Origin of the sequence: Micromonospora sp. WMMD723 (assembly GCF_049863385.1) — a bacterium.
GTDB lineage: Bacteria > Actinomycetota > Actinomycetes > Mycobacteriales > Micromonosporaceae > Micromonospora > Micromonospora wenchangensis.
In genome coordinates, this window is record NZ_JBMKNR010000001.1 from 6558653 (window position 1) to 6582111 (window position 23459).

A 23459-nucleotide genomic window follows, 5' to 3' on the forward strand; every position below is an offset into this window, starting at 1 on the left:
TCACGATGCCCACCGCGCAGATCGCGCTGACCGCGATGGTGAACGGGCTGGCCATCGGGCTGCTGCTGTTCATCACCGCCGCCGGCCTGTCCCTGATCTTCGGCATGATGGACGTGCTGAACCTCGCCCACGGGGCGCTGTTCCTCACCGGCGCCTACCTGGCCTGGTGGATCGGCGGTGAGCAGCAGACCTGGCCGTCGCTGGGCCGGGCGGTCGTCGCCGTCGTCGTGTTCGGGGCCGCCGCCGGTGGCCTGCTGTCCCTGCTGACCGCGCCGCTGTCCCGCCGCTCCCACCTCGAACAGGCGCTGCTCACCCTCGGCATCGCCCTGGTGGCCGCCGACGTGCTGTCCGCGCTGTTCGGCGACGACGTCCGCGCCACCGAACCACCGGCCGGCCTGGCCGGCACCGTGACCGTCGCCGGCTGGAGCTACCCCAGCTACCGGCTCGCCCTGGTCGGGGTCGCCGCCCTGCTCGCCGCCGCCGTGTACTGGACCGTGGAGCGCACCTCGCTCGGCGCGCTGTTCCGCGCCACCGTCGGCGACCGGGACATGGTCGCCGCCGTCGGGGTGGACCCCCGCCTGGTCCGCGGTGGGGTGTTCGTGCTGGGTTCGGTGCTGGCCACCCTCGCCGGGCTGCTCGGCGCACCCATCTACCACGCCCGTCCCGGGCTGGACACCACCATCCTGGTGCTCGCCCTGGTGGTCGTGGTGGTCGGCGGGCTCGGCTCCATCAGGGGGCCGCTGATCGCCGCGCTGCTGTTCGGCCAGGTCGAGTCCGTCGGCCGGGCGGTGCTGCCCGGCCTGGCCTCCTTCCTGCTCTTCGGCACGCTCGCGGCGGTGCTCGTCGTCCGGCCGCGCGGCCTGTTCACCCTCGCCCCGGGAGGACGACGATGACATCCCTGGCCACGACCCACCCGGCCACCCGCCCCCGGCTGCGTCCCGCCGTCCGCACCGCGACAGGCGTGGCCGCCGGCATCCTGCTGCTGGCCGCCGCCCCGCTCTACCTCGCCCCGTACGCGACGACGACGTTGACCCGCATCCTCGTCTTCGGGTTGCTCGCGGCGAGCCTCAACCTGCTGGTCGGCGTCGTCGGGCTGCCGTCGCTCGGGCACGCCGCGTTCTTCGGCGTCGGCGCGTACGCGGCGGCCTTCAGCGCCCTGCACGGCACGTCGGGCGTGCCGGCGCTCCTGCTCGGGATGGCCGCCGCCGCCCTGGTCGCGCTGGTCGCCGGGGCGGTCGCCGTCCGGGCGAGCGGGGTCTTCTTCCTCATGCTGACCCTGGCGGTCGGGGAGCTGACCCAGCAGGCGGCCGACAGCTGGGAATCGGTCACCGGCGGCTCGAACGGCCTGTACGGCGTACCCGCGCCGACGCTGTCCGGGCTGGTCCTCGACCAGCCCGCGACGACCTACTGGTACGTGCTGGCCTTCTTCCTCGTCGGGCTGCTCGCCCTGCGCCTGGCGTCCACCTCCGCCACCGGGGTGGTGTTGCGGGGCATCCGCGACAGCGAGGACCGGATGCGGGCGCTGGGCTACCGGACCACGCTGGTGAAGCTCGGGGCGTTCGTCTTCGCCGGTGCCGTCGCCGGGCTGGCCGGCGGGCTCCTCGCCGCCCAGCAGCGGCTGGTCACCCCGGCCGACGCCGGCTTCGAGACCTCGGCGCTCGCCCTGCTGGCCGTGGTGATCGGGGGCACCGGCTCCTGGTGGGGGCCCTGCCTCGGCGCGGCCCTGGTCATCGTCGTGCGGGACTCGCTGGGCGCGACCCTCGACGGGCACGGCCCACTGGCCCTGGGGCTGCTGTTCGTGCTCGTCGTCTACCTGCTGCCCACGGGGATCGCCCACATCCGGCTGAGGAGGGCCGCGTCATGATCGACGTACTCCGCTGCCACGACGTCCACCACCGGTACGGCGCGCTGAGCGTCCTGCGGGGGGTGCGGCTGACGGTGGCCGCCGGGGAGCGGCACGCGCTCATCGGGCCCAACGGCGCCGGCAAGAGCACCCTGCTCAAGCTGATCGCCGGCCAGGAACGCCCGTCCGAGGGCACCGTCCACTACCGGGGCCGCGACGTCACCCGGGAGCCGGTCCACCGCCGGGCCCGCGCGGGCATCGGGCGCAGCTTCCAGCACTCGACCCTGCTGGGGTCGCTCACCGCCGCGCAGAACGTGAGCCTGGCGCTGACCGGTGGCCGGGTGCTGGCCCGGCACACCGACCGGCACCGTCGCGCCGAGGTGGCCGCCGCGCTCGCCTCGGTCGGCCTCGACGACCGGGCCGACGTGCCGGTGGCGGCACTGTCGTACAGCCAGTGCCGGCGGCTGGAGATCGCGGTGGCGCTCGCGGCGAGGCCGCAACTGCTGCTGCTGGACGAGCCGGCTGCCGGCATGTCCGGCGAGGAACGGGGTGGGCTGGTGGAGCTGCTGCGCGGCGTGCCGCCCACCGTGACGATCGTGTTCGTCGAGCACGACCTGGACGTCGTCTTCGACGTCGCCACCCGGGTCAGCGTCCTGCACCTCGGCACCGTGCTGTGCAGCGGCACGCCCGAGCAGGTACGGCGCAGTCCCGAGGTGCAGCAGGCGTACCTCGGCGGCCGGATGGAGGAGGTGCACGGTGGATCTGGTGGTGCGTGAGCTGTCCGCCGGCTACGGGCAGGGGCAGGTGCTGCACGGGCTGGATCTCGACCTGTCCGCCGGGCAGGCGCTGGCCCTGCTGGGCCGCAACGGGGTCGGCAAGACCACCCTCGTGTCCACCCTCGCCGGGCTGCTGCGGCCCACCGGCGGACGGGTGCTGCTGGACGGGCGGGACGTCACCGGCTGGCGGGCCGACCGGCTCGCCCGCGCCGGGGTGGCGCTGGTGCCGCAGGGGCGGCGGGTGTGGCCGACGCTGACGGTGCACGAGCATCTGGCCCTGGCCACCCGGCACGGCGGCCGGACCTGGCCGACCGGGCGGGTCTACGAGCTGTTCCCCCGCCTGGCGCAGCGACGACGGCATCTCGCCGGCCAACTGTCCGGTGGGGAGCAGCAGATGCTCGTCATCGGCCGGGCCCTGGCCACCGACCCGCGGCTGGTCCTGATGGACGAGCCGTCCGAGGGGCTGGCGCCGATCGTCGTCGACGAGGTGGCCGAGGCGCTGCGGGCGGTGGTGCGGGAGGGGTTGACGCTGCTGCTCGTGGAGCACGACCTGCACCTGGCCCTCGGGGTGACCGAGGAGGCGGCGGTGATGGTCCGGGGTCGGATCGTCCACCGGTGCCCCACCCCCGAGCTGCGCGGGGACCTGCCGACGATGCAGCGGTTGCTGGGCGTCGCGGCGTGATGATGCGACCGGGTGCGGCCCCACCGTCGTCGACGGTGGGGCCGCACCCGCAGCGGTTTCAGCCGTCCACGGCCAGGTGGCAGCCCACCAGGTGGTCGTCGACCATCCCGGTCGACTGCATCAGGGCGTACGCGCCGACCGGGCCGATGAACCGGAACCCGCGCCGCTTCAGCTCCCGCGCCATCGCCGTCGACTCGGGCGTGCGGGCCGGCACCTCCGACGTGGAGCGGGGTCGGGGCCGGACGGTGTCCGGCGCGTACGACCACAGCAGGGCGTCGAGGCCGCCGGCCAGCGCGACGACGAGCCGGGCGTTGTCGATGGTCGCCTCGATCTTGGCCCGGTTACGCACGATGCCGTCGGTGGCGAGCAGCCGGTCCACGTCGGCGTCGGTGTAGCCGGCGACCGTCTCCGGGTCGAAGCCGGCGAAGGCCGACCGGAAGGCGTCCCGCTTGTGCAGGATCGTCGACCACGACAACCCCGCCTGGAACGCCTCCAGGGCCAGGTGTTCGAAGAGCGGGGCGTCACCGTGCACGGGACGCCCCCACTCGTCGTCGTGGTAGGCGACGTAGACGGGGGTGCCGGTGCACCAACCGCAGCGCGGCACGCCGTCGGGGCCGGTGCTGATCTGCATGTCGTCTCCTGTCCTGCGGCGGTGGTCAGCCGGTGGGGATGCCGGGACGCTGCGGCAACCGCTGCCACAGCAGCCGCAGCCCGGCGGTGTGCCGGTCGTCGAGCCGTAGGAGGAACGTCTCCTCCAACTCCCGACGCCACTGGTCGAAGGTGGTCAGCTCCCGCCGGTGCACGCCGTCGCCGTCGATGCGGGTCAGCAGCCGGTCGACCAGCGACCACACCACCTCGCCCGACCCCCGGTTGGTGACGATGAACCGGCGGACGAAGGTGGAACTCGGCGCGGTCGAGAGCAGCTGGTGTGCGGCGACGAAGTCCTGCGGCCACGCCGGCCGGTCCTCCCAGTCCATCACCGTGAACGACCCGCGGGGATCGTGGGTGAACCGCCACCCCCACGCCGCCTCGGCGAAGGCGAAGGTCAGCGGCGGATGCCGGACCACGCCGGGACGTAACGGCACCGGACCCAGCAGCCCGTCGCCGAGCCCGACGTCGACGAACCAGCGCCGGCCGTCCAGCCGGACGGTCGTGGTCAGGTGGTTGGCGAACTGCACGCCGTCGGGCAGGGCGGGCGCCTTCTTCACCTGCCCCCGGTGCAGGGTCACGTCGAACCCCAGCGCGGCCAGCAGGGCGGCGAACGCGCCGTTGAGGTGGAAGCAGTAGCCGGCGTCGCCGTCGGCCAGCCGCGCGGCGTTGCCGGCCGGGTCGACGTCGGTGGGCAGCCCCACCTGGATGTCGAGATTGTGGTACGGAACCCGCCGGACGTGACGCTCGTGCAACCGGACCAGCGTCGCCAGGTTCACCCTGGGCCGGCCGGGCTCGTCCAGGCGGGCGAGGTAGCGGCGGACCACCTCGTCACCGATCCTGGGCACAGACGGCTCCTGCATGTCGGGACGTTCACTTTCTGTGCGGAAAACGCCGGGGCGGTGCCATCTCCATCGATGGCACCGCCCCGGCCGGTCGTCAGCGGGTCTGCGGGCCACTCGTGCGGCTGCGCTTGAGCTCGTAGAACCCGGGTGTCTGGGCGACCAGCAGGAAGCCGTCCCAGAGCCGGGCGGCGTCCTCGCCCTTCGGGGCGGGGGTGACCACCGGGCCGAACAGCGCCACCGGGTCGCCGCCGGGCACGTGTACGTGGATCGTCGGGGTACCGACGTCCAGCCCGACCGGCTGCATGCCCGCCTGGTGGCTCTTGCGCACCGCGTCGTCGAGCCCGGCGTCGTCCGCCGCGTCGGCCAGTTCGCCCGGCAGCCCGCACTCGGTGAGCGCCGCCTTGTACAGGGCCGGCCCGTAGGACTGGCCCTTGACGTGCCGGCGGGTGCCCATGGCGTCGTAGAGCGACCGGACGGCGTCCGGCCCGTGCTGCTGCTCGGTCGCCATCAGCACCCGCACCGGACGCCGCCACGGTCCGATGTTGCGCTGGTAGAACGCGTCGATGTCGGCACGTCCCTCATTGAGGGCGGACAGGCTCATGATCTTGAACCGCACGTCGATCGGGCGCTGCCGCTCGGCGTCGAGCAGCCACCGGGACGTCAGCCACGCCCACGGGCACACCGGGTCGACGAACATGTCCACCAGGATTCGGTTCACTTCGGACACCGTCGTACATCCTTCGGTTGATTCATCGGAAAGCCGGACCCACCAGGCCGGCACTGAGGGTCGCCCCGTCGGCGGGGTCGATGAGCAGCAGCGACCCGGTGCCCCGGATGAGCCGGTACGGGTCCGCGGCGATCGGCTCGTCGAGGTCCAGCACCACGGTCGCGATGTCGTTGACCACCAGCGGGTCGGAGTTCGGGGTGTGCTCCAGGGTGGCCAGGTCGAGGCGGTCGACGATCGACGCCACCGTCGCCTCGACCACCCGGGTCTGGTGCTGGACGAGGACCCGGGCGCCCTCACCGAGCCGACGCTCGGCGACGTGGCACAGCGTCGCGGTGACCTGCCGGGTCGTGGTCGGGATCCGGTCCGCCGCGACGATCATGTCGCCGCGTCCCACCTCGCCCGCCCCGTCGAGCTTCACGCTGATCGACATGCCCGCGCGGGCGTTCTCGATCGGCGTGCCGAGCCGCTGGAGGGCGGTGACCACCGCCGGCCGGCCGGCGGGCGTGACCAGGACCTGCTGCCCGAGACGGAGCTGGCCGGCGACGAGCTGACCGGCGAGCGACCCGTCGGGCAGGACGTACTGCACCGGCAGCCGGGCCGGCAGGGCGGTCAGGTCCTCGTCGAGGTCCACCTGTTCCAGGTGCTGCAGGAAGGTCGGCCCGGTGTACCAGGGCATCTCCGTCGAGGCGTCGACGACGTTGTCACCGCGCAGCGCCGACAACGGGATGGACCGCACGTCGGGGACACCGAGCGAACCCGCCAGCCGGCGGAACTCGTCGTCGATCTCGGCGAACCGGTCCTCGGCGAAACCGACCAGGTCCATCTTGTTGACCGCCAGCACCACGTGCGGGGTGCGCAGCAGCGCGGCCACCGCGGTGTGCCGCCGGGTCTGGGTCACCACGCCGTGCCGGGCGTCGACCAGGATCACGGCCAGGTGCGCGGTGGACGCGCCGGTGACCATGTTCCGGGTGTACTGCACGTGCCCGGGGGTGTCGGCCAGGATGAACCGGCGGTTGCCGGTGGCGAAGTAGCGGTAGGCGACGTCGATGGTGATGCCCTGCTCGCGTTCGGCCCGCAGCCCGTCGGTCAGCAGGGCGAGGTCGGCCTGGCCGTAGCCACGGGCACGGCTGGCGGACTCGACCGCCTCCAACTGGTCGGCCAGCACCGACTTGGAGTCGTAGAGCAGTCGGCCTACCAGGGTGGACTTTCCGTCGTCGACGCTGCCCGCGGTGGCGAGCCGCAGCAGCTCCCCGTCGCGCGTGGTGTCGAGGCTGAGTGTGGTCACTAGAAGTACCCCTCCCGCTTGCGGTCCTCCATGGCGGTGTCGGACATCCGGTCGTCGGCCCGGCTCGAACCGCGCTCGGTGATCCGGGACAGACTGATCTCGGCGATCACCTCGTCGATGGTCGCGGCCCCCGACTCCAGGGCGCCCGTGCAGGACATGTCACCGACGGTGCGGTACCGCACGGTGCGTTCCTGCACCTGCTCGTCGCGGCGCGGACCGCCCCACTCCCCCGGTGCCAGCCACATCCCGTTGCGCAGGAAGACCTCACGCTGGTGGGCGAAGTAGATGGCCGGCAGGGGGATCTCCTCCCGGGCGATGTAGTGCCACACGTCGAGCTCGGTCCAGTTCGACAGCGGGAAGACCCGTACGTGCCCGCCCGGATCGTGCCGGCCGTTGTACAGGTTCCACAGCTCGGGGCGCTGCTGGCGGGGGTCCCACTGCCCGAACTCGTCGCGCAGCGAGAACACCCGCTCCTTGGCCCGGGCCTTCTCCTCGTCGCGCCGCCCGCCGCCGAACACGGCGTCGAAGCGGTGCTGGGTGATGGCGTCGAGCAGCGGGACGGTCTGCAACGGGTTGCGGCTGCCGTCGGGCCGCTCGGTGAGCCGGCCGTCGTCGATGTAGTCCTGCACGTGCGCCACCCGCAGCGTGAGCTGGTGCTCCGCCACGACCTTGTCGCGGTACTCGATCACCTCGGGGAAGTTGTGCCCGGTGTCGACGTGCAGTACGGGGAAGGGCAGCTGGCCCGGCAGGAACGCCTTGAGGGCCAGGTGGAGCATGACGGCGGAGTCCTTACCGCCGCTGAACAGCAGGACGGGACGCTCCAGCGTGCCCGCCACCTCGCGGATGATGTGCACCGCCTCGGCCTCGAGCACGTCGAGGTAGGACATCCGCAGGTCGGATGAGGTTTCGGATGCGGTCGAAGTGAACGCCATGGCGTTGTCTCCCCACAGGTGTCGGCCGGTCAGGCCGGTCAGGTCGAGGAGCCCGGCCGCACGTACCCGGCGGTACGCAGCTCGGGCGGGTAGACGATCGGCACGGTGGAGATGTCCTGGTCGATCTCCTGGTACTGCTGCAGCACCACCGGAGGCGGGCTGTGGTGCCAGTGGGTCTCGCCGCGGGTGAAGCTGACCGGACCACGCCAGGTGTCGAAGGTGCCCTTCTCCAGCGCGGCGATCAGCTCCTCCCGGCCGACCCGGTCCGCCTGCCGCAGGGCCTGCGCGATGATCGTGATGTCGGTGAAGGCGTTGAGGGCGGTGTCCGGCGGCATCGTGCCGTACGTGTCGCGGTAGCGGTCCACGAACCACCTGCCGATCGGGGTCAGCCCCGACCAGTTCGGGCTGAACTGGGTGGCCGGCCACACCATGTGCAGGCCGTGCGCGCCGAGCGCCTTCCAGTAGTCAGGCGCCCGCAGCGGCCACTGGAACGGCGCCAGCATGGGCACCTGCGGCAGCAGCCCGATCTCCGCCGCCTGCTGCACGATGAGGTGGTTGGTGCGCACCACCCCGACGTTGATCACCACGTCCGGCCCCCACTGCTGGATCTCGCGCAGCTGGGGACGCAGGTCCGTCGTCGACTCCTGGTCGAACTCCACGGAGTACAGCTCCATGGGCTCCTCGGCCGCCTTCAGCTCGGCGGTGAGCAGCGCGGCGGCGCTGCGCCCGAAGACCGTGTCGGCGTGGATCAGACCGACCCGCCGGAAGCCCTGGTCGGCGGCGAACCGGATCAGCACCGGGGCGCGTTCGGCCATCGAGGTGAACGTGCGGAAGACCGCCCGGCGCTTGCGCGCGGTGACCTCGGGGTGGGCGTTCTCGATGAACAGCGGCACCCCGATCCGGTCGGCGAGGTCGGCGACCTCCTCGGTGTAGCGCAGGTGCCAGGGCCCGAGCACGGCCAGCGCCCGGTCGACGATCGCGACCTTCGCCAGCGCGCCGACCGCCGAGCGGGGCATCGTGCCGCCGTCGAGGGTGACGGTCTCCTGGTCGTCGCGGACGACGAAGTCGAACTGCAGGCCGTCGCGGATGCCGCCGTGGTCGCGGACGTACTCCGCGCCGATCAGGGCCCCGCGTGCGGTCAGCGTGCCGGCCGTCGGGTCGCCCGGCAGGGACAGCGGGGTCACGATGCCTACGGTGACCGTGGGGGCGCCGTCGACCGTACGGGCGAAGGCGCGGACCTGCTCGGTGACCGTCTGCAGCACCGTGGGCTCCGACGTGGTGCTCACGCCCGTCCTCCGATCTGGTACTTCGTCAGGTATGCGGAGAAGCGCTCGTCCAGCTCGTCGGCGTCCAGGCCGTAGTCCTCGGCCCGGTAGACGTGCTTGCCGAGCTTGTCCTTGCGGTTCGCGGCGAGGTAGTCGCGGAACGCCTTCTCGACCTCGCCGTCCCAGCGGGCACCGAGGAAGTCGCAGATCTCGGCCATCACGGCGATCGGGTCGGCCATCAGGCGCTGGTAGTCGACGTCGAGCACCGGGGTGCCGGCGAGCTGCTCCTGCTCGGCCCGCGCGAACAGGTCGAGCATCTCGGCGAAGCGCTCGGTCCAGAGCTTACCGAGCGCGAGGCGGTCCACCCGGTCGGCGCGCGCGAGTCGAATGATCTCGGTGAGGCTGCAGGTGGAGGGGATGGTGACGCTCGGGGCGCGGTGCATGTAGATCAGCCGGGCGTCCGGGTAGGTGCGGGCGAGCGCGTCGGCCCGCCACAGGTGGAACGGGTCCTTGAGGACCAGGGTGTCGGTGGGTACCCGCCAGACGATGTGCTGCATCAGGTACCGGTGGTAGTCGTAGGCGTCGTACTGGTCCTGGGTCCGCAGCCACTCGCCGTAGCTGGGCACCGTGTAGCGCAGCTCGTACGCCATCGTCTTGAACGTGGGGGCGGTCAGCCGGTGGTCCTCGTCGGGGCGGTGCGGCTCCCACAGGTGCACCGGCTTCAGCTTCGGCGCGACGGTGTAGTAGTCGACGCAGAAGTTCTCCGCGGCCTGCACGAGCGCCTGCCGGGTCGCCTCGTCGCGGTCGTCGGTCGCCGGCGCCATCAGCTCCCACAGGTCGGGGGAACGCAGGTCCGGGTGCTGGCCGAGCAGGTTGTGCATCAGCGTGGTGCCACTGCGGGTCATGCCCGTGATGAACACCGGCTGGTTGATCTCGACCGAGGCGATCTCCGGGTTCTTCACCCGGGCCCGGTGCGCGGCGGCCTGGGTGGCCAGCGCGGCGACCAGGGCGCCCCGGACCGACCGGCGACCGGCCTCGTTCAGGCCGCCCTCGGCGTCCAACGACCGCAGCAACCGGTCGAGGGCGTCCAGGTGCGCGAACTCGAAGTCCGGAACTCCCGCCCTCGCTCGGGCGGCCTCGACGAACTCGTCCACCCGATAGGTGTCCTGAGTGGGTTCGATGACGGCGGTCACGGCGTACTCCCCTCTGTCTGGCTGGAAACGCGGCGGCTCGGGCTGCCGGTCCGTGCGGTCGGTGCCCCCGCCCCCACCGGGCCGGACGTGCCGACGGACGGTGACGAATGTGAACAGCGATCACGGTAGGTAGCGACGATAGGCACCCGACCACGGTCGGTACAGGGCCACATCAGGGGTTCGCACGGGACCAAAGCCGGCGGGCGACAAGTGGCCCGGAGTACGGCGTCAACGTGGCTCTGGAGCGGGACCTCACGGCCGCCCTATGGTCGGCCCAGCCAATCGGCGACACACCACGGATCGGAGAAGAAGATGCCGCCGGCGACTCGGGCCGTCCCCCTGCTGCTGTGGGAGACGGGGGTCCGCGAAGGGATCGAGGATAGTCGGTACCGCCCCGTGGTGGCCGACTCCTGGCTCCTGACCGACGGCCGGGCCCGGGCGTACCGCCTGCACTGGCAGCGCTTCGGCGCGGCCGTACGACGGTTCGGGGTCTCGGCGCACCGGGTGGCGTCCTTCGGGGCGTCGGTCACCACGGCGCTGCCCCGTTCCGGGGTGTGGTTTCCCCGCATCGAACTGCACCTGGTTCCCACCCAGCGGCTGGCCCTGCGGCTGCGGCCCGCCCCGCCCCGGGTCGGTGAGGCCCGTGGCTGGGTGTGGCCGCATCCGGACCCCCGGCGGCTGCCCCACCTCAAGGGGCCGGACTTCGAGGAGCTGGAGAAGATCAGAGCCGCCGCCCACGACGCGGACGCCGACGAGGCCCTGCTCTGCGACGAGCACGGTCGGGTCCGCGAGGGGGCGTTCAGCACCATCTACTGGTGGTCGTCGGGCGTCCTGCACACCCCACCGGAGGACGGGCGGATCCTGCCCGGCGTCACCCGGCGGCTGCTGCTCGACCGCTGCGCCGAGCTGGGGACGCCGGTACGGCACCGGCTGCCCAGCGTGGCGGAGCTGCTCGACAGCGAGGTGTGGATCACCAGTGCCCTGCACGGAATCCGGGTCCTGACCCGGATCAACGGAGAGCCGACCGCCCCCGCCGACGCGCGGCGGTTGCACGACTGGCGCGCCCATCTCGACGCGCTGACCGAACCCCTGCCCGACCCCGAGGCCATCTGGCCGCACCGAAGCACCGAGGAGGCACCATGAAGCTCAGGTCACTACAGCGTTATCTGGCATCGGTCCCGCGTATGCACTTCGGGCGGTCGCACCGGGGGCTGCGGGCCCGGCTGGAGCTGCTGGCCACCCGTCAGCTCGGCGCGGGTGACTTCCTGTGGCACGCCCTGGAGCGGGGACAGGACCACGACGCCCCGCTGTTCCACCACCTGCCGCCCGGCGGCGGCCCGGACGACCTGGTCGTCTACAGCCTGGCGACGCTGCGCGACCAGACCGAGCGGTACGCCAGGTGGTACCACAACGCCGGGGTCACCCACGGCGACCGGGTGGGGGTCTTCACCCGCAACGGCATGGCGAGCTTCGTGCACTTCCTGGCGCTCAACAGCCTCGGCGCGATCCCCGCCGTGATCAACCCGAACATGGTGCCCGACACCGCCGCCAAGTACCTCTCCCGGCTCGACGCGGTCGGCGTGGTGGTCGACGCGGACAAGCTCGGCCCGCTGCTCAACGGGATGGCCGACGCGCGTCCGTTCCGGTTCACCGCCTCGCAGGAGGCGATGCACGCCGCGCCGCCGGCCGGCCCGCTGCCCGGGGTCTACCCGTACCGGCACGGCGACCGCGACCCGGTGCTCATCTCGCACTCCTCGGGCACCACCGGCATGCCGAAGGCCGCCACGTTCGGCCACCGCCAGTTCTTCGCCGGCAAGCGCCCCCGGATCATGACGCTGCCGTCGGGGCCGGACGACAAGATGCTGCTGGCCTTCCCGGCCTCGCACTCGTCGGGCTACAGCTACATGATGATGGCCACCCTCATCGGCCTGCCCACCCTGGTCATGGAGTCCCAGGACGGGGCGACGGTGGCCGAGGCGATGCGGTGGTGGAAGCCCAGCGTGGTGACGGGCTTCCCGATCACCTTCACCGAGATGCTCGCGCTCGGCCTGGAGCCGTCCGCCGCGTCGAACGTGACGACCTGGATCAGCACGGCGGACGCCTCGCACGAGGCGCACGTGCGGGAGCTGGTCCGGCTCGGCCGGCACCGGGAGAACGGCACCTGGCGGCCGGGGTCGCACTACCTCGACGGGTTGGGCGCCTCGGAGATGGGCATGGCCCTGTTCCTCAACATCCACGGCCCCAAGACCAACGCCTACAACCGTTGTGTCGGCTACCCGGAGCCGATCGTCGAGGACGCGGTCGTCTTCGACGAGGACGGTCGGGAGCTCGGCCCCAACCAGGTCGGCTACCTGGCGGTGCACACCCCGACGGTGACCCTGGGCTACTGGGGCAACCACGAGTTGACGCACAAGTCGATCCGCAACGGCTACTGGCTCACCGGCGACATCGGCTACAAGGACGACAAGGGCCGGTTCTACCACTACGACCGGACCACGGACGTGATCACGACGCGGCGCGGCCCGGTCTACAGCCTCACCCTCGAGGAGGAGATCTTCAAGGCGTGCCGGGCGGTGGTGGACTGCGCCGTCGTCGGGGTGGTCGACCCGGTCGAGCCGACCTCGTTCGCCCCGATCGCCGCGCTGCGCCTGATCGACGGGTCGGACCTCACCGCCGAGGAGCTGCTGACCCGGATCAACCGGGCGCTGCGGGCGGCGGGCAGGCACGAGCTGGCCGCGACGGTCATCTCCAAGGGGGACACCAAGATCCCGCTGGGGGTCACCGGCAAGGTGCTCAAGCGCGAGGTACGCGCGCAGTTCGCCCAGCTCCTGCTGACCGACGAGGACGGTGGGCTGGACGTGGCACGGACCCGCACCGAGCAGTCGATCCTGCGGGAGCTGAGCGCCTCGTCGGCGACGGTCGAGTCGCCGCAGGAGGAGCGGGCCACCTCGGCGGCCTGAGCAGCCACGTGGGGCGGGCGGTTCCCCGACCGCCCGCCCCACGGCCGCGTTCACCGGCCGGCGACGAAGTCCCGCAGGGCGGCGCCGATCTCGTCCGGCGAGTCCTCCTGCACGTAGTGGCTGCCGGTGACGGTGACCTCGCGCTGGTTCGGAAAGGTCCGGGCGAACGCCAGGGCCCGACCGGTCAGCAGCGCCCCCGGCTCGGCGACCACCAGCAGCTTCGGCACCGGGGAGGCGGCCAGCCAGCGGCCGTACTCCTCGACGACGGCGGTCACGTCCGCCGGTTCGCCCTCGATGGGCAGCTCCCGGGGGAAGGCGAGGGTGGGCCGCCGGGAGTCGGGGTCACCGAACGGCCGACGGTAGCGGTCCAGCTCCGCCTCCGACAGCGGGCGCACCACGCTGCGGGGCAGCACCACCTCGACGAAGAAGTTCTCCTCGAGCACCAGGCGTTCCCCCTCGGGTGAGCGCATGGCGCGGAAGAGCTGGTCGCGGCCGGCCTCGAAGTCGCTCCACCGGCGGGGTTGGACGATCGCCTCCATGTAGGCGACGGCCCGGACCCGGTCGGGGTGCCGGGCCGCCCAGTGGAAGCCCAGCGCCGAACCCCAGTCGTGCAGCACCAGCGTGACCGGCTGGTCGCCCACCACGGCGTCGAACCAGGCGTCGAGGTGGCGCACCTGGTCGGTGAAGCGGTAGCCGCCGTCGGACGCCGGGCCGGAGTCGCCCATCCCGACCAGGTCGGGGGCGAGGCAGCGGCCCAGGTCGCGGACCGCCGGGATGACGTTGCGCCACAGGTACGAGGACGTGGGGTTGCCGTGCAGGAACACGATCGGGTCGCCGGCCCCCACGTCGACGTACGACAGATGGGTACCGCACAGGTCGATGCGCCGGCGCGGGTGCGGGTCGGCCGCGGAGACGGAAACCGCGGCGGGTGTGGAACTCGTTGTCACTGGTGGACCTCCTCGGCACAGTGATAGCAAGGGGTCCGGGCAATTCCGTGACATCGTCGTGACGGCGTGTCCCGTCATCGGCGGCCGTTTCACGCTCAGCGGGGCGGCGCCATTCATGAATTGTTCGCGAGAATTCAAACAATGACATGGCGAATCCTTTTCGGCTCCACCGCGCGCAGGTGGGGCCGCTTCGTCGTCGGTGCGGTGCCATCGGTGGAAGTGGCACCGACGCGGGGCCGGACATGGGCCTGTCCCCCGGTGCCGTTCGTTTCGTACGTTTCTCTCGTCGAGTCGACCGGGGCCGGGTCCGTCCCGGATCCCCGGATTGGTCGACGCATACGTGGGATTTCCGTCGGTGGAGATTCCGACCGGCGTTTCACACAGAGAGGGAGCAGCAGATGCAGGGACTGATCCAGGTGGCCGGGATCATCGACCAGGACGAGGCCGACCTGATCTGCGCGGAGGGCGCCGACTGGCTGGGGTTCGCCCTGCGGCTGCCGGCGAAGAACGAGGACCTGTCCGAGGCCGACGCCGCGGCCATCGTCGCGGCGATCCAGCCCCGGCACCGGGGCGTCCTGATCACCTACCTGACCGAGGCCGACGAGATCCGGCAGTTCTGCGCCGAACTCGGCGTCACCGCCGTGCAGTTGCACGGCGACGTCGAGCCCGCCCAGCTGGAGAAGCTGCGCCGGATCGACCCCGACCTCTACGTCCTCAAGAGCCTGGTGGTCAAGGAGGACAACATCGACGAGCTGACCAAGATCGTCGACGAGAGCGCCGAGTGGGTCGACATGTACATCACCGACAGCTTCAACCCTGCCACCGGGGCCAAGGGCGCGACCGGTCTGACCCACGACTGGTCGGTCAGCGCCGAGCTGGTCCGGATCGCCCCCCGGCCGCTGATGCTCGCCGGTGGCCTGAACCCCGACAACGTGGCGGCGGCCATCGCGGCGGTACGCCCCGCCGCCGTCGACGCGCACACCGGCCTGGAGGGCCCCGACCGTCGCAAGGACCGGGCCAAGGTGCGCCGGTTCGTCACCGCCGCCCGCCAGGCGTTCGCCGACCTCGCCGGACAGGACTGAGAACCATGACCGACACCGCCATCGACCCCACCGTGACCACCCACACCGTGACCGCCCCCGCCGCGACCGACCGGCTGCACCTGCTGCCGCAGACCAACCGGCTGCGTGCGCTGCACACGGTCATCCGGGACCGCGACGCCTCCCGGGCCGACTTCGTGCAGACCTCCGCCCAGATCTTCCGGCTGCTCCTCGACACCGCCCTGGACCTGCTCCCGGTCGTCCCCACGCCGGTGCGCACCCCGGTCGGGCAGACCTACCACGGGCTGCGCCCGGCCGCGCCTGTCTGCGGGGTGTCCATCGCCCGCGCGGGCGAGAGCATGGAGTCCGAACTGCGGGCCATGCTGCCGCAGACCCGGATCGGCAAGATCCTGATCCAGCGGGACCGGACGACGAAGCTGCCGCACTTCCACTACGCGGCCCTGCCGCCGGACATCGCCACGTCCCAGGTGCTGCTGCTGGACCCGATGCTCGCCACCGGCGGCACCGCGCTGGCCGCCCTCGGGCTGCTGCGCGAGTACGGGGTGTTCGAGGAGGACATCGTCTTCGTCACCCTGCTCTCCTCCCCGGAGGGCATCAGCGCCGTCCACGCCCGGTACCCCCGGGTCCGGATCGTCACCTCCGCCATCGAGGAACGCCTCAACACCGACGCCTACATGGTGCCCGGCATCGGCGACTTCGGTGACCGCTACTTCGGCACGGACCAGCCCCGATGAGGCGCGGCGGAATCGGCGACGTCGGGCTCACCGCGCTGGCCCCGGCGATCTGGGGCAGCACGTACCTCGTCACCACCGAACTGCTGCCCCCGGGCCGGCCCTACCTGGCCGCCCTGGCCCGCGCCCTGCCCGCCGGGCTCGCCCTGATGGCGCTCGGCCGGGTGGTGCCGCGCGGCACGTGGATCTGGCGGGCGCTGGTGCTCGGCACCCTCAACATCGGCCTGTTCTTCGTGCTGCTCTTCGTCGCCGCCTACCGGCTGCCCGGCGGCGTCGCCGCGCTGATCATGTCGTTCCAGCCGATGCTGGTGCTGATCCTCGCGGCGCTGCTGCTGCGTGACCGGATCCGGCCGCTGCACGTCGTGGCGTGCCTGCTCGGGGCGACCGGGGTCGCGCTGCTGGTGCTGCGCCCGACCGCCGCGCTCGACCCGCTCGGCGTCGTCGCGGCCCTGGCCGGTGCGGCCAGCATGGCCAGCGGGATCGTGCTGACCAAACGCTGGGCCCGGCCGCCCGGGGTGGGGGTGTTGCAGTTCACCGGCTGGCAGCTCACCGCCGGCGGGCTCGTCCTGCTCCCCACCACCCTGCTGATGGAGGGGCTGCCCGACCACCTCACCGGCCCCAACCTCGCCGGACTGGCCTACCTGGGGATCGTCGGCTCGCTGTTCGGCTACGCCGTCTGGTTCCGTGGCCTGGAACGGCTGCCCGCCCTGGCCGCGTCGTTCCTCAGCCTGGTCAGCCCGATCGTCGCCAGCCTGCTGGGCTTCGCCTTCCTCGACCAACGGCTCAGCCTGACCCAGCTCGTCGGCGGCCTGGTCATCGTCGCCGCAGTCGCCCTCGCCCAACGCAGGTCGTCCCCGCCGGCACCGCCACCCGCCGCGGAGCCGGTGGCGTCACCCGCGCTGACCAGCCGGTGAGGCGTCACCCACCACAGGGGGAAGCATGCGCACCACGCCCGCCACCACCGACACCCACGACCCGGGCGAAGACGCCCACCACCCACCCGCCGCCACCCTGCCGGACCTGCTCGACGAGCAGGTCCGGGCGGACCCCGACGCGGTCGCCGTCCGGCACGGGCCGGACGGCGTCACCCGCCGGGAACTGGCCCGCCGGGCCCGTGCCCTCGCCGCCCAGCTCCGCGAACGCGGCGCCGGCCCCGACGACCGGGTCGGCCTGTTCGCCGAGCCGTCCGTCGGGCTCGTCGTCGGGGCCTGGGGCATCCTGTACGCCTCGGCGGCCTACCTGCCGCTGGCCCCGGACTACCCCGACGAGCGGCTGCGTTACATGGCCGCCGACGCCCGGATCCGCCTCGTCGTCGCCCAGGACGACCTCGTCGAGCGGCTGACCGACCTGGTCCCGCCCGACACCGCCGTCGTACCGCTGAGCGCCTGGCACGACACGTCCGGACCCGACGTGCCCGACCACCGGCCACGCCCCCGCGACCTGGCCTACGTCATCTACACCTCCGGCAGCACCGGGCGACCCAAGGGGGTGATGATCGAGCACCGCAGCATCGTCAGCCAACTGCGCTGGCTGCGCGACACCTACCGGCTCGACGAGGCCGTCGTCCTGCAGAAGACCCCGATGAGCTTCGACGCCGCGCAGTGGGAGATCCTCGCCCCGGCCTGCGGCGGCACCGTCGTCGCCGGCACCCCCGGCCTGCACCGCGACCCCGAGGCCATCATCGCGAGCATCCGCCGGCACGGCGTGACCGCCCTGCAGTGCGTACCGACCCTGCTGCGGGCGCTCGTCGACACCGAGCGTCTCGGCACCTGCACCAGCCTGCGGCAGGTCTTCACCGGCGGCGAGGCGCTGTCCACCACGCTGGCCGCCGACGTGCTCAAGGCACACCCGGCCACGCTGGTCAACCTCTACGGCCCCACCGAGTGCACGATCAACTCCTCGGCGTTCACCGTCGACCCGGCCGGGCTCGACCCCACCGGGCAGTCCGTGTCGATCGGCCGACCCGTCACCGGCCTGCGCTACGTCATCGTCGACGCCGACGACGCCCCGGTCACCGGGGACGCCGTGGGGGAACTGCTCATCGGCGGCATCCAGCTCGCCCGGGGCTACCTGCACCGGCCGGCGTTGACCGCGCAACGGTTCGTGCCCGACCCGGTCACCGGGGAACGGCTCTACCGCACCGGCGACCTGGCCGCCTGGCAGGCCGACGGCACCGTACGGTTCGTCGGGCGGGTCGACAACCAGGTGAAGCTGCGCGGGTTCCGGGTCGAACTCGACGAGGTGCGCCTCGCCGTGGAGGCCCACCAGTGGGTCCGGCACGCGGGGGTGCTGGTCCGCGACGATCCGCGTACGGGGCATCCGCACCTGCTCGCCGTCGTCGAACTCAACCCGCGCGAGGCCGCGCTGATGGACCAGGGCCGCCACGGCGCCCACCACCGGTCGAAGGAGAGCCGGCTCCAGGTCCGAGCGCAGTTGGCGCACGTCGGGGTGCGTACCCCGCAGGAGCTGGCCGGGCGGCCGGTGCTCGCGCTGCCCGGGGCCGAACCCACCGCGGAGCAGGTACGGCGGGTGTTCGCCCGCAAGACGTACCGGTTCTACGAGGGCCCGCCGGTCACCCGCGCCGACCTGCTGGCGCTGCTGCGCCCGGCCCCGCCCGGCCCGGTGCCGCCGCGCCCGCTCGGGCAGCTCGACCTGGCCACCTTCGGGGAGATCGTCCGCTACCTCGGGCAGTTCGTCAGCGACGAACGACTGCTGCCCAAGTACGGCTACGCCTCACCCGGGGCGCTCAACGCCACCCAGGTCTACCTGGAGCTGCACCAACTGTGGGGGCAGCCGTCCGGCTACTACTACCACCACCCGCTGACCCACGAGCTGGTCCTGATCAGCCCCGCCCCGCCCCGACCCGAGCCGACCGTCCGACTGCACCTGGTGGGCCGACGCCGGGCCATCGAACCGGTCTACCAGAACAACATCCGCGAGGTCCTGGAGATCGAGACCGGCCACCTGGTCGGCCTGCTGGAACAGGTCCTGCCCGGGTACGGGCTGGGCATCACCGCCACCGACCACGCGCCGCAGACCATCCGGCACCTCGACTGCGCCGCCGAGGACCTCTACCTGGGCAGCTTCGCGGTGACGCCGTACGCCCCGCCACCCTGCGACGAGATCGACCTGTACGTCCAGGTCCACCCGGACCGGGGCGTCGACCTGCCCGCCGGGCAGTACCGGTACCACGGCGGCGAACTGGTCCGCCTCGACGACGCCCTCGTGCAGCGCCAGCACGTCATCGCCATCAACCAGCAGGTGTACGACCGGGCCGCGATCGGCATCAGCATGATCAGCACGACGTCGACCCGGTGGCGACGCTACGTCGACCTGGGACGCGCCCTGCAGCGACTGTCCATGAACGACGTCGGCTTCGGCTTCATGTCCTCCGGCTACAGCTCCGACACCGGCCACGATCTGCCGTCGGCCCACCGCATCCGGGGCATCCTGCGCCGGCACGGGCTGCCCGACGGGCCGTCGTACTTCGCCGTGGGTGGGCGGGTCAGCGCCGCCCAGGTGGCCGGCCGGGGAATGAAGGAGGACGCCGTCCACATGAAGGGCCCGGCGGAGCTGATCCGCGACGACCTGGCCGGCCGGCTGCCGGACTACATGCTGCCCAACAAGGTGGTGATCCTCGACCGGATGCCGTTGACCGCCAACGGCAAGACCGACCTCACCGCGCTCGCCGCCCGGGTCGCCGACGACCCCGGCCCGCAACGGCCGTTCGTCGCGCCCCGCACCGACCTGGAGCACCGCATCGCCCGCCTGTGGGCCGAGGCGATCCGCCAGGACGACGTGTCCGTCCACGACGACTTCTTCGCCTGCGGCGGCAACTCGCTGATCGCCGTCGCCCTGATCAACCGGCTCAACCGGGTGTTCGGCGCGGCGCTGCCGATGCAGGTCATCTTCGACAACCCGACGGTCGCCCAGCTCGCCCGACGGGTCGCGCAACGGGACCAGGTGAGCAGATCCCGGCTGGTGCCGTTGGCGCGGGGCCGGGAGGGGCGTTCCGTCTACTGCTGGCCGGGCCTCGGCGGCTACCCGATGAACCTGCGGCTGCTGGCCGGCACCGCCGGGCGTCCCTTCCACGGCGTACAGGCGTACGGCGTGAACCCGGGTGAGGAGCCCTACCGGACGATCTCCCGGATGGCGGCCGAGGACATCCGGGCGATCCGGGAACGGCAACCCCGGGGCCCGTACACGCTGTGGGGTTACTCGTTCGGCACCCGGGTCGCGGTGGAGGCCGCGTACCAGTTGGAGCAGGCCGGCGAGCAGGTGGACCAGCTCGTTCTGATCGCCCCCGGGTCACCCCGGGTCCGGGTGCCGGAGGGCCCGGCCACGGACGGCCCGGCGAGCTTCGCCAACCCGACGTACCTGGCGGTGCTGTGCTCCGTGTTCGCCGGCACGGTCACCGGTCCGGTGATCGACGAGTGCCTGGCCACCGTCACGGACGAGGAGACCTTCGCCGCGTTCGTCAGGCGGCACTTCCCCGCCCTGGACCTGCCGCTGGTCCGCCGGATCACCCGGGTCGTGGCCCGCACGTACGGGCTGCGGCACACCGAGGCCGAACTCGCCCGACGGCCGGTGCGGGCCCCGGTGACGGTACTGCGTACCCGGGGCGACCAGGAGTCCTTCCTGGACACCGCCGTCGCCCGCCGCAACCTCTCCCCCGTCGTCGTCGACCTGGCCGCCGACCACTACGGGGTGCTGCGCGAACCGGGGGTCCACCAGGTGGTGGCGGCGCTGCCCGCCCGCTCCCGGCGTCGCCCGGTCCGGCCGCACGTGAGCATCTCCCACCTGCCGATCGCACTCACCGACGAGCAGCACAACCGGCTGGTGACCGCCGTCACCCGCGCCATGACCCGGGCCTTCGGCTGCGACGAGGACGCGGTGTCCGTCGCGCTGGAGTCGGTCCTGGAGGAGTGAGCCGATCCCGGCCCGCACCGACCCCGCCCGAACCCGCCCTGCCCGACACCGGTCCCGACGCACCGGACCGGACCGACCGAGGAGCCAGCATGACACGCAAGGTCCACTCCACCGTCGAGGTGCGGTTGAGTGAGGAGGTCGCCGACGCCCTCGCCGAGGGACGGGCCGTGGTGGCGTTGGAGTCCAACGTGATCACCCACGGCCTGCGGTACCCGGACAACGCCGCCACCGCGCACCGGGTGGAGGACGCGGTCCGGGAGGGCGGTGCGGTGCCGGCGACGGTCGCCGTCGACGACGGGGTGATCCGGGTCGGCATGACGGCGGCGGACATCGAACGGTTCGCCTCCACGCCGGGCATCCCCAAGGTCAGTGCCCGGGACCTGCCGGTGGCGCTCGCCCAGGGCGGCATGGGCGCGCTGACCGTGGCGAGTTCACTGATCGCCGCCGACCTGGCCGGCATCGCGTTCTTCGCCTCAGCCGGCATCGGCGGGGTGCACCGGGGCGCCGAGACCAGCATGGACATCTCCTCGGACCTCATCCAGTTCACCCGCTCCCGGGTGGCCGTGGTGTGCGCCGGGGCCAAGAAGATCCTCGACCTCGGGTTGACCATGGAGTACCTGGAGACCCACTCGGTGCCGGTGGTCTCCTACCGCTCCGCCGACTTCCCGGCCTTCTACTGCGTTTCCAGCGGCATCCCCAGCCCCTGCCGGGTCGACGACGCGACGGTCATCGCCCGCGCGGTGGAGAACCACTGGGCCCTGGGCAACCACAGCTCCTTCCTGATCACCACCCCGGTCGACGCCGCGGAGGCCGTCGACGACGCCGAGGTCGACCGGGCCATCGAGGAGGCGATGGTGGCCGCCCGACGCGACGGGGTACGCGGCAACGCCATCACCAAGTACCTGATGCGCGCCGTCGACGCGGCCACCCAGGGCCGGTCCTCCCGGGCCAACATGGCGGTGCTGATCAGCACCGCCCGGACCGGGGGTCACCTCGCCGCCGCCCACGCCCGCCACCTGGCCGACCTCGGGAACCCGGCCCCCGCCGACGCCCCGGCCCCGATCGTCGCCGGGGTGGCGCACGCCCTGCCCGGCGTACGGGGGTGACCGCGGTGTTGCGTTGGCTGACTGCAGGTGAATCGCATGGTCCGGCTCTGGTGGCGTTGTTGGAGGGGGTGCCGGCCGGGGTGGCGGTGAGCACTGCCGATATCGCGGGTGAGTTGGCGCGTCGTCGGTTGGGGTATGGCCGGGGTGCGCGGATGGCGTTCGAGCAGGACGAGGTCGAGGTTGTCGGTGGTGTGCGGCACGGGTTGACGTTGGGTAGTCCGGTGGCGATTCGGGTGGGTAATTCGGAGTGGCCGAAGTGGCGGACGGTGATGGCCGCTGATCCGGTCGATGCGGACGAGTTGGCGAGTCAGGCCCGTAACGCGCCGTTGACGCGTCCGCGTCCGGGTCATGCCGACCTGGCGGGCATGCAGAAGTACGGCCACACGGATGCGCGGCCGATTCTGGAGCGGGCGAGTGCGCGGGAGACGGCTGCGCGGGTGGCGGTGGGGACGGTGGCGAAGGCGCTGGTGAAGCAGGCCCTCGGCATCGAGATCGTGTCGCATGTGGTGGAGTTGGGGTCGGTGGCGGTGAAGCCCGGTTTGCGGCCGACGCCCGAGGACGCTGAGCGGATCGACGCGGACCCGTTGCGGTGTCTCGACCCGGACGCGAGCGCGCGGATGGTCGCGGAGGTCGACGCGGCGAAGAAGGCCGCGGACACCCTCGGTGGGGTGGTGGAGGTGTTGGCGTACGGGGTGCCGCCGGGTCTGGGTAGTCATGTGCAGTGGGACCGGAAGCTCGATGCGCGGTTGGCGACGGCGTTGATGTCGATTCAGGCGATCAAGGGTGTGGAGATCGGGGACGGCTGGCAGCAGGCGCGGTCCCGAGGCTCGGAGGCGCACGACGAGATCATGCCCACCGCGACCGGGGTCCGTCGGGTCACCGACCGGGCCGGTGGTTTGGAGGGTGGGATCACCACAGGTGAGGCGGTGCGGGTGCGGGCGGCGATGAAGCCGATCTCGTCGTTGAACCGGGCCCTGTCGACGGTCGACGTCACGACCGGGGAGCCGGCGACGGCGATCAACCAGCGCAGCGACGTGTGTGCGGTGCCGGCGGCGGCGGTGGTGGCGGAGGCGATGGTGGCGTTGGTGTTGGCGGAGGCCGCGGTGGAGAAGTTCGGTGGTGATTCGGTGACCGAGATCCGCCGCAACCTGACCGGCTACCTCGACACCATCGTCATCCGGTGAGCGCGAGGAGTGCGGCGCAGCGCAGCCCCACAGCCGCGAACAGCGGGTCGACCCGGTGACGTCCGGCAGGTCGGCGGCGTGCCGACCTGCCGGACGACCCGGACCGCCCACCCCGGCAGCGCCGCGATCAACGGCACCCGGCAAACCCGGTGATCGTGCCGGCCGGACTCCGGCGCTCAACGGTGGTGGCGACTCCGGCCGGGGTGGCGTTCACCGCCGCCGCCTGGTTGATCATGCCCCAGCCGTGCCACGGGTCGGGTCCGGCCGCCGGTTACGCCGTGCCGTCGGCCGTGGCCGTGATCCGGGCCGCCGCCTCGACCGCGTCCAACCGGGGTGCGCTGGAGC

20 protein-coding genes are annotated in these 23459 nt (G+C 72.4%); 12 read left to right on the forward strand and 8 right to left on the reverse strand.

What is annotated here, in order from left to right; all coding sequences use genetic code 11:
- The first annotated feature begins 5 nt into the window (after nucleotides 1-5).
- Genes ACN261_RS28400 through ACN261_RS28415 form a run of 4 tightly spaced genes read left to right on the forward strand, consistent with a single transcriptional unit; the run spans nucleotide 6 to nucleotide 3301 of the window.
- Nucleotides 6-893 carry a branched-chain amino acid ABC transporter permease gene (locus ACN261_RS28400; protein ID WP_088647215.1) on the forward strand — a complete coding sequence of 296 codons (888 nt, stop codon included), beginning with the start codon at nucleotides 6-8 and terminating at the stop codon, nucleotides 891-893.
- Complete coding sequence (locus ACN261_RS28405; RefSeq protein ID WP_421482722.1) at nucleotides 890-1864, forward strand: branched-chain amino acid ABC transporter permease; 975 nt, start codon at nucleotides 890-892, stop codon at nucleotides 1862-1864. Before ACN261_RS28400 ends, ACN261_RS28405 begins: the two co-directional genes overlap by 4 nt.
- Nucleotides 1861-2619 (forward strand): ABC transporter ATP-binding protein, encoded by a 759-nt coding sequence (locus ACN261_RS28410; protein WP_421482723.1) that lies wholly within the window; start codon nucleotides 1861-1863, stop codon nucleotides 2617-2619. The genes ACN261_RS28405 and ACN261_RS28410 overlap by 4 nt, the downstream gene beginning before the upstream one ends.
- Entirely contained in the window at nucleotides 2600-3301 is a 702-nt protein-coding gene (locus ACN261_RS28415; RefSeq protein ID WP_421482724.1) for an ABC transporter ATP-binding protein, read from the forward strand. The genes ACN261_RS28410 and ACN261_RS28415 overlap by 20 nt, the downstream gene beginning before the upstream one ends.
- Nucleotides 3302-3359: 58 nt before the next feature.
- Here ACN261_RS28415 and ACN261_RS28420 read toward each other — a convergent pair whose 3' ends face one another.
- The 7 genes from ACN261_RS28420 to ACN261_RS28450 all read right to left on the reverse strand — a co-directional run bounded on the left by ACN261_RS28420 (nucleotide 3360) and on the right by ACN261_RS28450 (nucleotide 10196).
- Nucleotides 3360-3932 (reverse strand): DNA-3-methyladenine glycosylase I, encoded by a 573-nt coding sequence (locus ACN261_RS28420; protein WP_421482725.1) that lies wholly within the window; start codon nucleotides 3930-3932, stop codon nucleotides 3360-3362.
- A gap of 25 nt (nucleotides 3933-3957) precedes the next feature.
- Nucleotides 3958-4812: an arylamine N-acetyltransferase family protein gene (locus ACN261_RS28425; protein WP_421482726.1), complete on the reverse strand. Its 855-nt coding sequence runs from the start codon at nucleotides 4810-4812 to the stop codon at nucleotides 3958-3960.
- Nucleotides 4813-4888: 76 nt separating this feature from the next.
- Entirely contained in the window at nucleotides 4889-5491 is a 603-nt protein-coding gene (locus ACN261_RS28430; protein ID WP_421486848.1) for a disulfide bond formation protein DsbA, read from the reverse strand.
- 52 nt (nucleotides 5492-5543) lie between these two features.
- The gene (locus ACN261_RS28435; RefSeq protein WP_421482727.1) at nucleotides 5544-6806 is read right to left on the reverse strand and encodes a sulfate adenylyltransferase subunit 1; all 1263 of its coding nucleotides are present in this window, start codon (nucleotides 6804-6806) and stop codon (nucleotides 5544-5546) included.
- A complete protein-coding gene (gene cysD / locus ACN261_RS28440) occupies nucleotides 6806-7738 on the reverse strand; it encodes a sulfate adenylyltransferase subunit CysD (RefSeq protein ID WP_357929352.1) in 933 nt (310 codons plus the stop codon). The genes ACN261_RS28435 and cysD overlap by 1 nt, the downstream gene beginning before the upstream one ends.
- A 38-nt stretch (nucleotides 7739-7776) precedes the next feature.
- Nucleotides 7777-9024: an ABC transporter substrate-binding protein gene (locus ACN261_RS28445; protein WP_421482728.1), complete on the reverse strand. Its 1248-nt coding sequence runs from the start codon at nucleotides 9022-9024 to the stop codon at nucleotides 7777-7779.
- Nucleotides 9021-10196: a sulfotransferase family protein gene (locus tag ACN261_RS28450; protein WP_421482729.1), complete on the reverse strand. Its 1176-nt coding sequence runs from the start codon at nucleotides 10194-10196 to the stop codon at nucleotides 9021-9023. Before ACN261_RS28450 ends, ACN261_RS28445 begins: the two co-directional genes overlap by 4 nt.
- Before the next feature lie 312 nt (nucleotides 10197-10508).
- Here ACN261_RS28450 and ACN261_RS28455 point away from each other — a divergent pair, with 312 nt between their 5' ends.
- Both ACN261_RS28455 and ACN261_RS28460 read left to right on the forward strand, forming a co-directional pair.
- Complete coding sequence (locus tag ACN261_RS28455) at nucleotides 10509-11339, forward strand: aminotransferase class IV (RefSeq protein WP_421482731.1); 831 nt, start codon at nucleotides 10509-10511, stop codon at nucleotides 11337-11339.
- The gene (locus ACN261_RS28460; protein ID WP_421482732.1) at nucleotides 11336-13156 is read left to right on the forward strand and encodes a class I adenylate-forming enzyme family protein; all 1821 of its coding nucleotides are present in this window, start codon (nucleotides 11336-11338) and stop codon (nucleotides 13154-13156) included. Before ACN261_RS28455 ends, ACN261_RS28460 begins: the two co-directional genes overlap by 4 nt.
- A gap of 50 nt (nucleotides 13157-13206) precedes the next feature.
- Here the strand turns inward: ACN261_RS28460 and ACN261_RS28465 are convergent, their stop codons facing one another.
- Nucleotides 13207-14103: a haloalkane dehalogenase gene (locus tag ACN261_RS28465; protein WP_377687211.1), complete on the reverse strand. Its 897-nt coding sequence runs from the start codon at nucleotides 14101-14103 to the stop codon at nucleotides 13207-13209.
- 398 nt (nucleotides 14104-14501) lie between these two features.
- Between ACN261_RS28465 and ACN261_RS28470 the strand changes: the two genes are divergently transcribed.
- The 6 genes from ACN261_RS28470 to aroC all read left to right on the forward strand — a co-directional run bounded on the left by ACN261_RS28470 (nucleotide 14502) and on the right by aroC (nucleotide 23114).
- A complete protein-coding gene (locus tag ACN261_RS28470; protein WP_421482734.1) occupies nucleotides 14502-15185 on the forward strand; it encodes a phosphoribosylanthranilate isomerase in 684 nt (227 codons plus the stop codon).
- Between the two features lie 5 nt (nucleotides 15186-15190).
- Nucleotides 15191-15898, forward strand: a complete 708-nt coding sequence (gene upp / locus ACN261_RS28475; RefSeq protein ID WP_421482736.1) for a uracil phosphoribosyltransferase — start codon at nucleotides 15191-15193, stop codon at nucleotides 15896-15898.
- A complete protein-coding gene (locus tag ACN261_RS28480) occupies nucleotides 15895-16809 on the forward strand; it encodes an EamA family transporter (RefSeq protein WP_363655815.1) in 915 nt (304 codons plus the stop codon). The genes upp and ACN261_RS28480 overlap by 4 nt, the downstream gene beginning before the upstream one ends.
- A 25-nt stretch (nucleotides 16810-16834) precedes the next feature.
- Nucleotides 16835-20824, forward strand: coding sequence for an amino acid adenylation domain-containing protein (locus tag ACN261_RS28485; protein ID WP_425853096.1), 3990 nt, complete (start codon nucleotides 16835-16837; stop codon nucleotides 20822-20824).
- An 89-nt stretch (nucleotides 20825-20913) separates the two neighbouring features.
- A complete protein-coding gene (locus ACN261_RS28490; protein ID WP_421482739.1) occupies nucleotides 20914-21930 on the forward strand; it encodes a pseudouridine-5'-phosphate glycosidase in 1017 nt (338 codons plus the stop codon).
- A 5-nt stretch (nucleotides 21931-21935) separates the two neighbouring features.
- Complete coding sequence (aroC, locus tag ACN261_RS28495; protein ID WP_425853098.1) at nucleotides 21936-23114, forward strand: chorismate synthase; 1179 nt, start codon at nucleotides 21936-21938, stop codon at nucleotides 23112-23114.
- The last annotated feature ends 345 nt before the right edge of the window (nucleotides 23115-23459 follow it).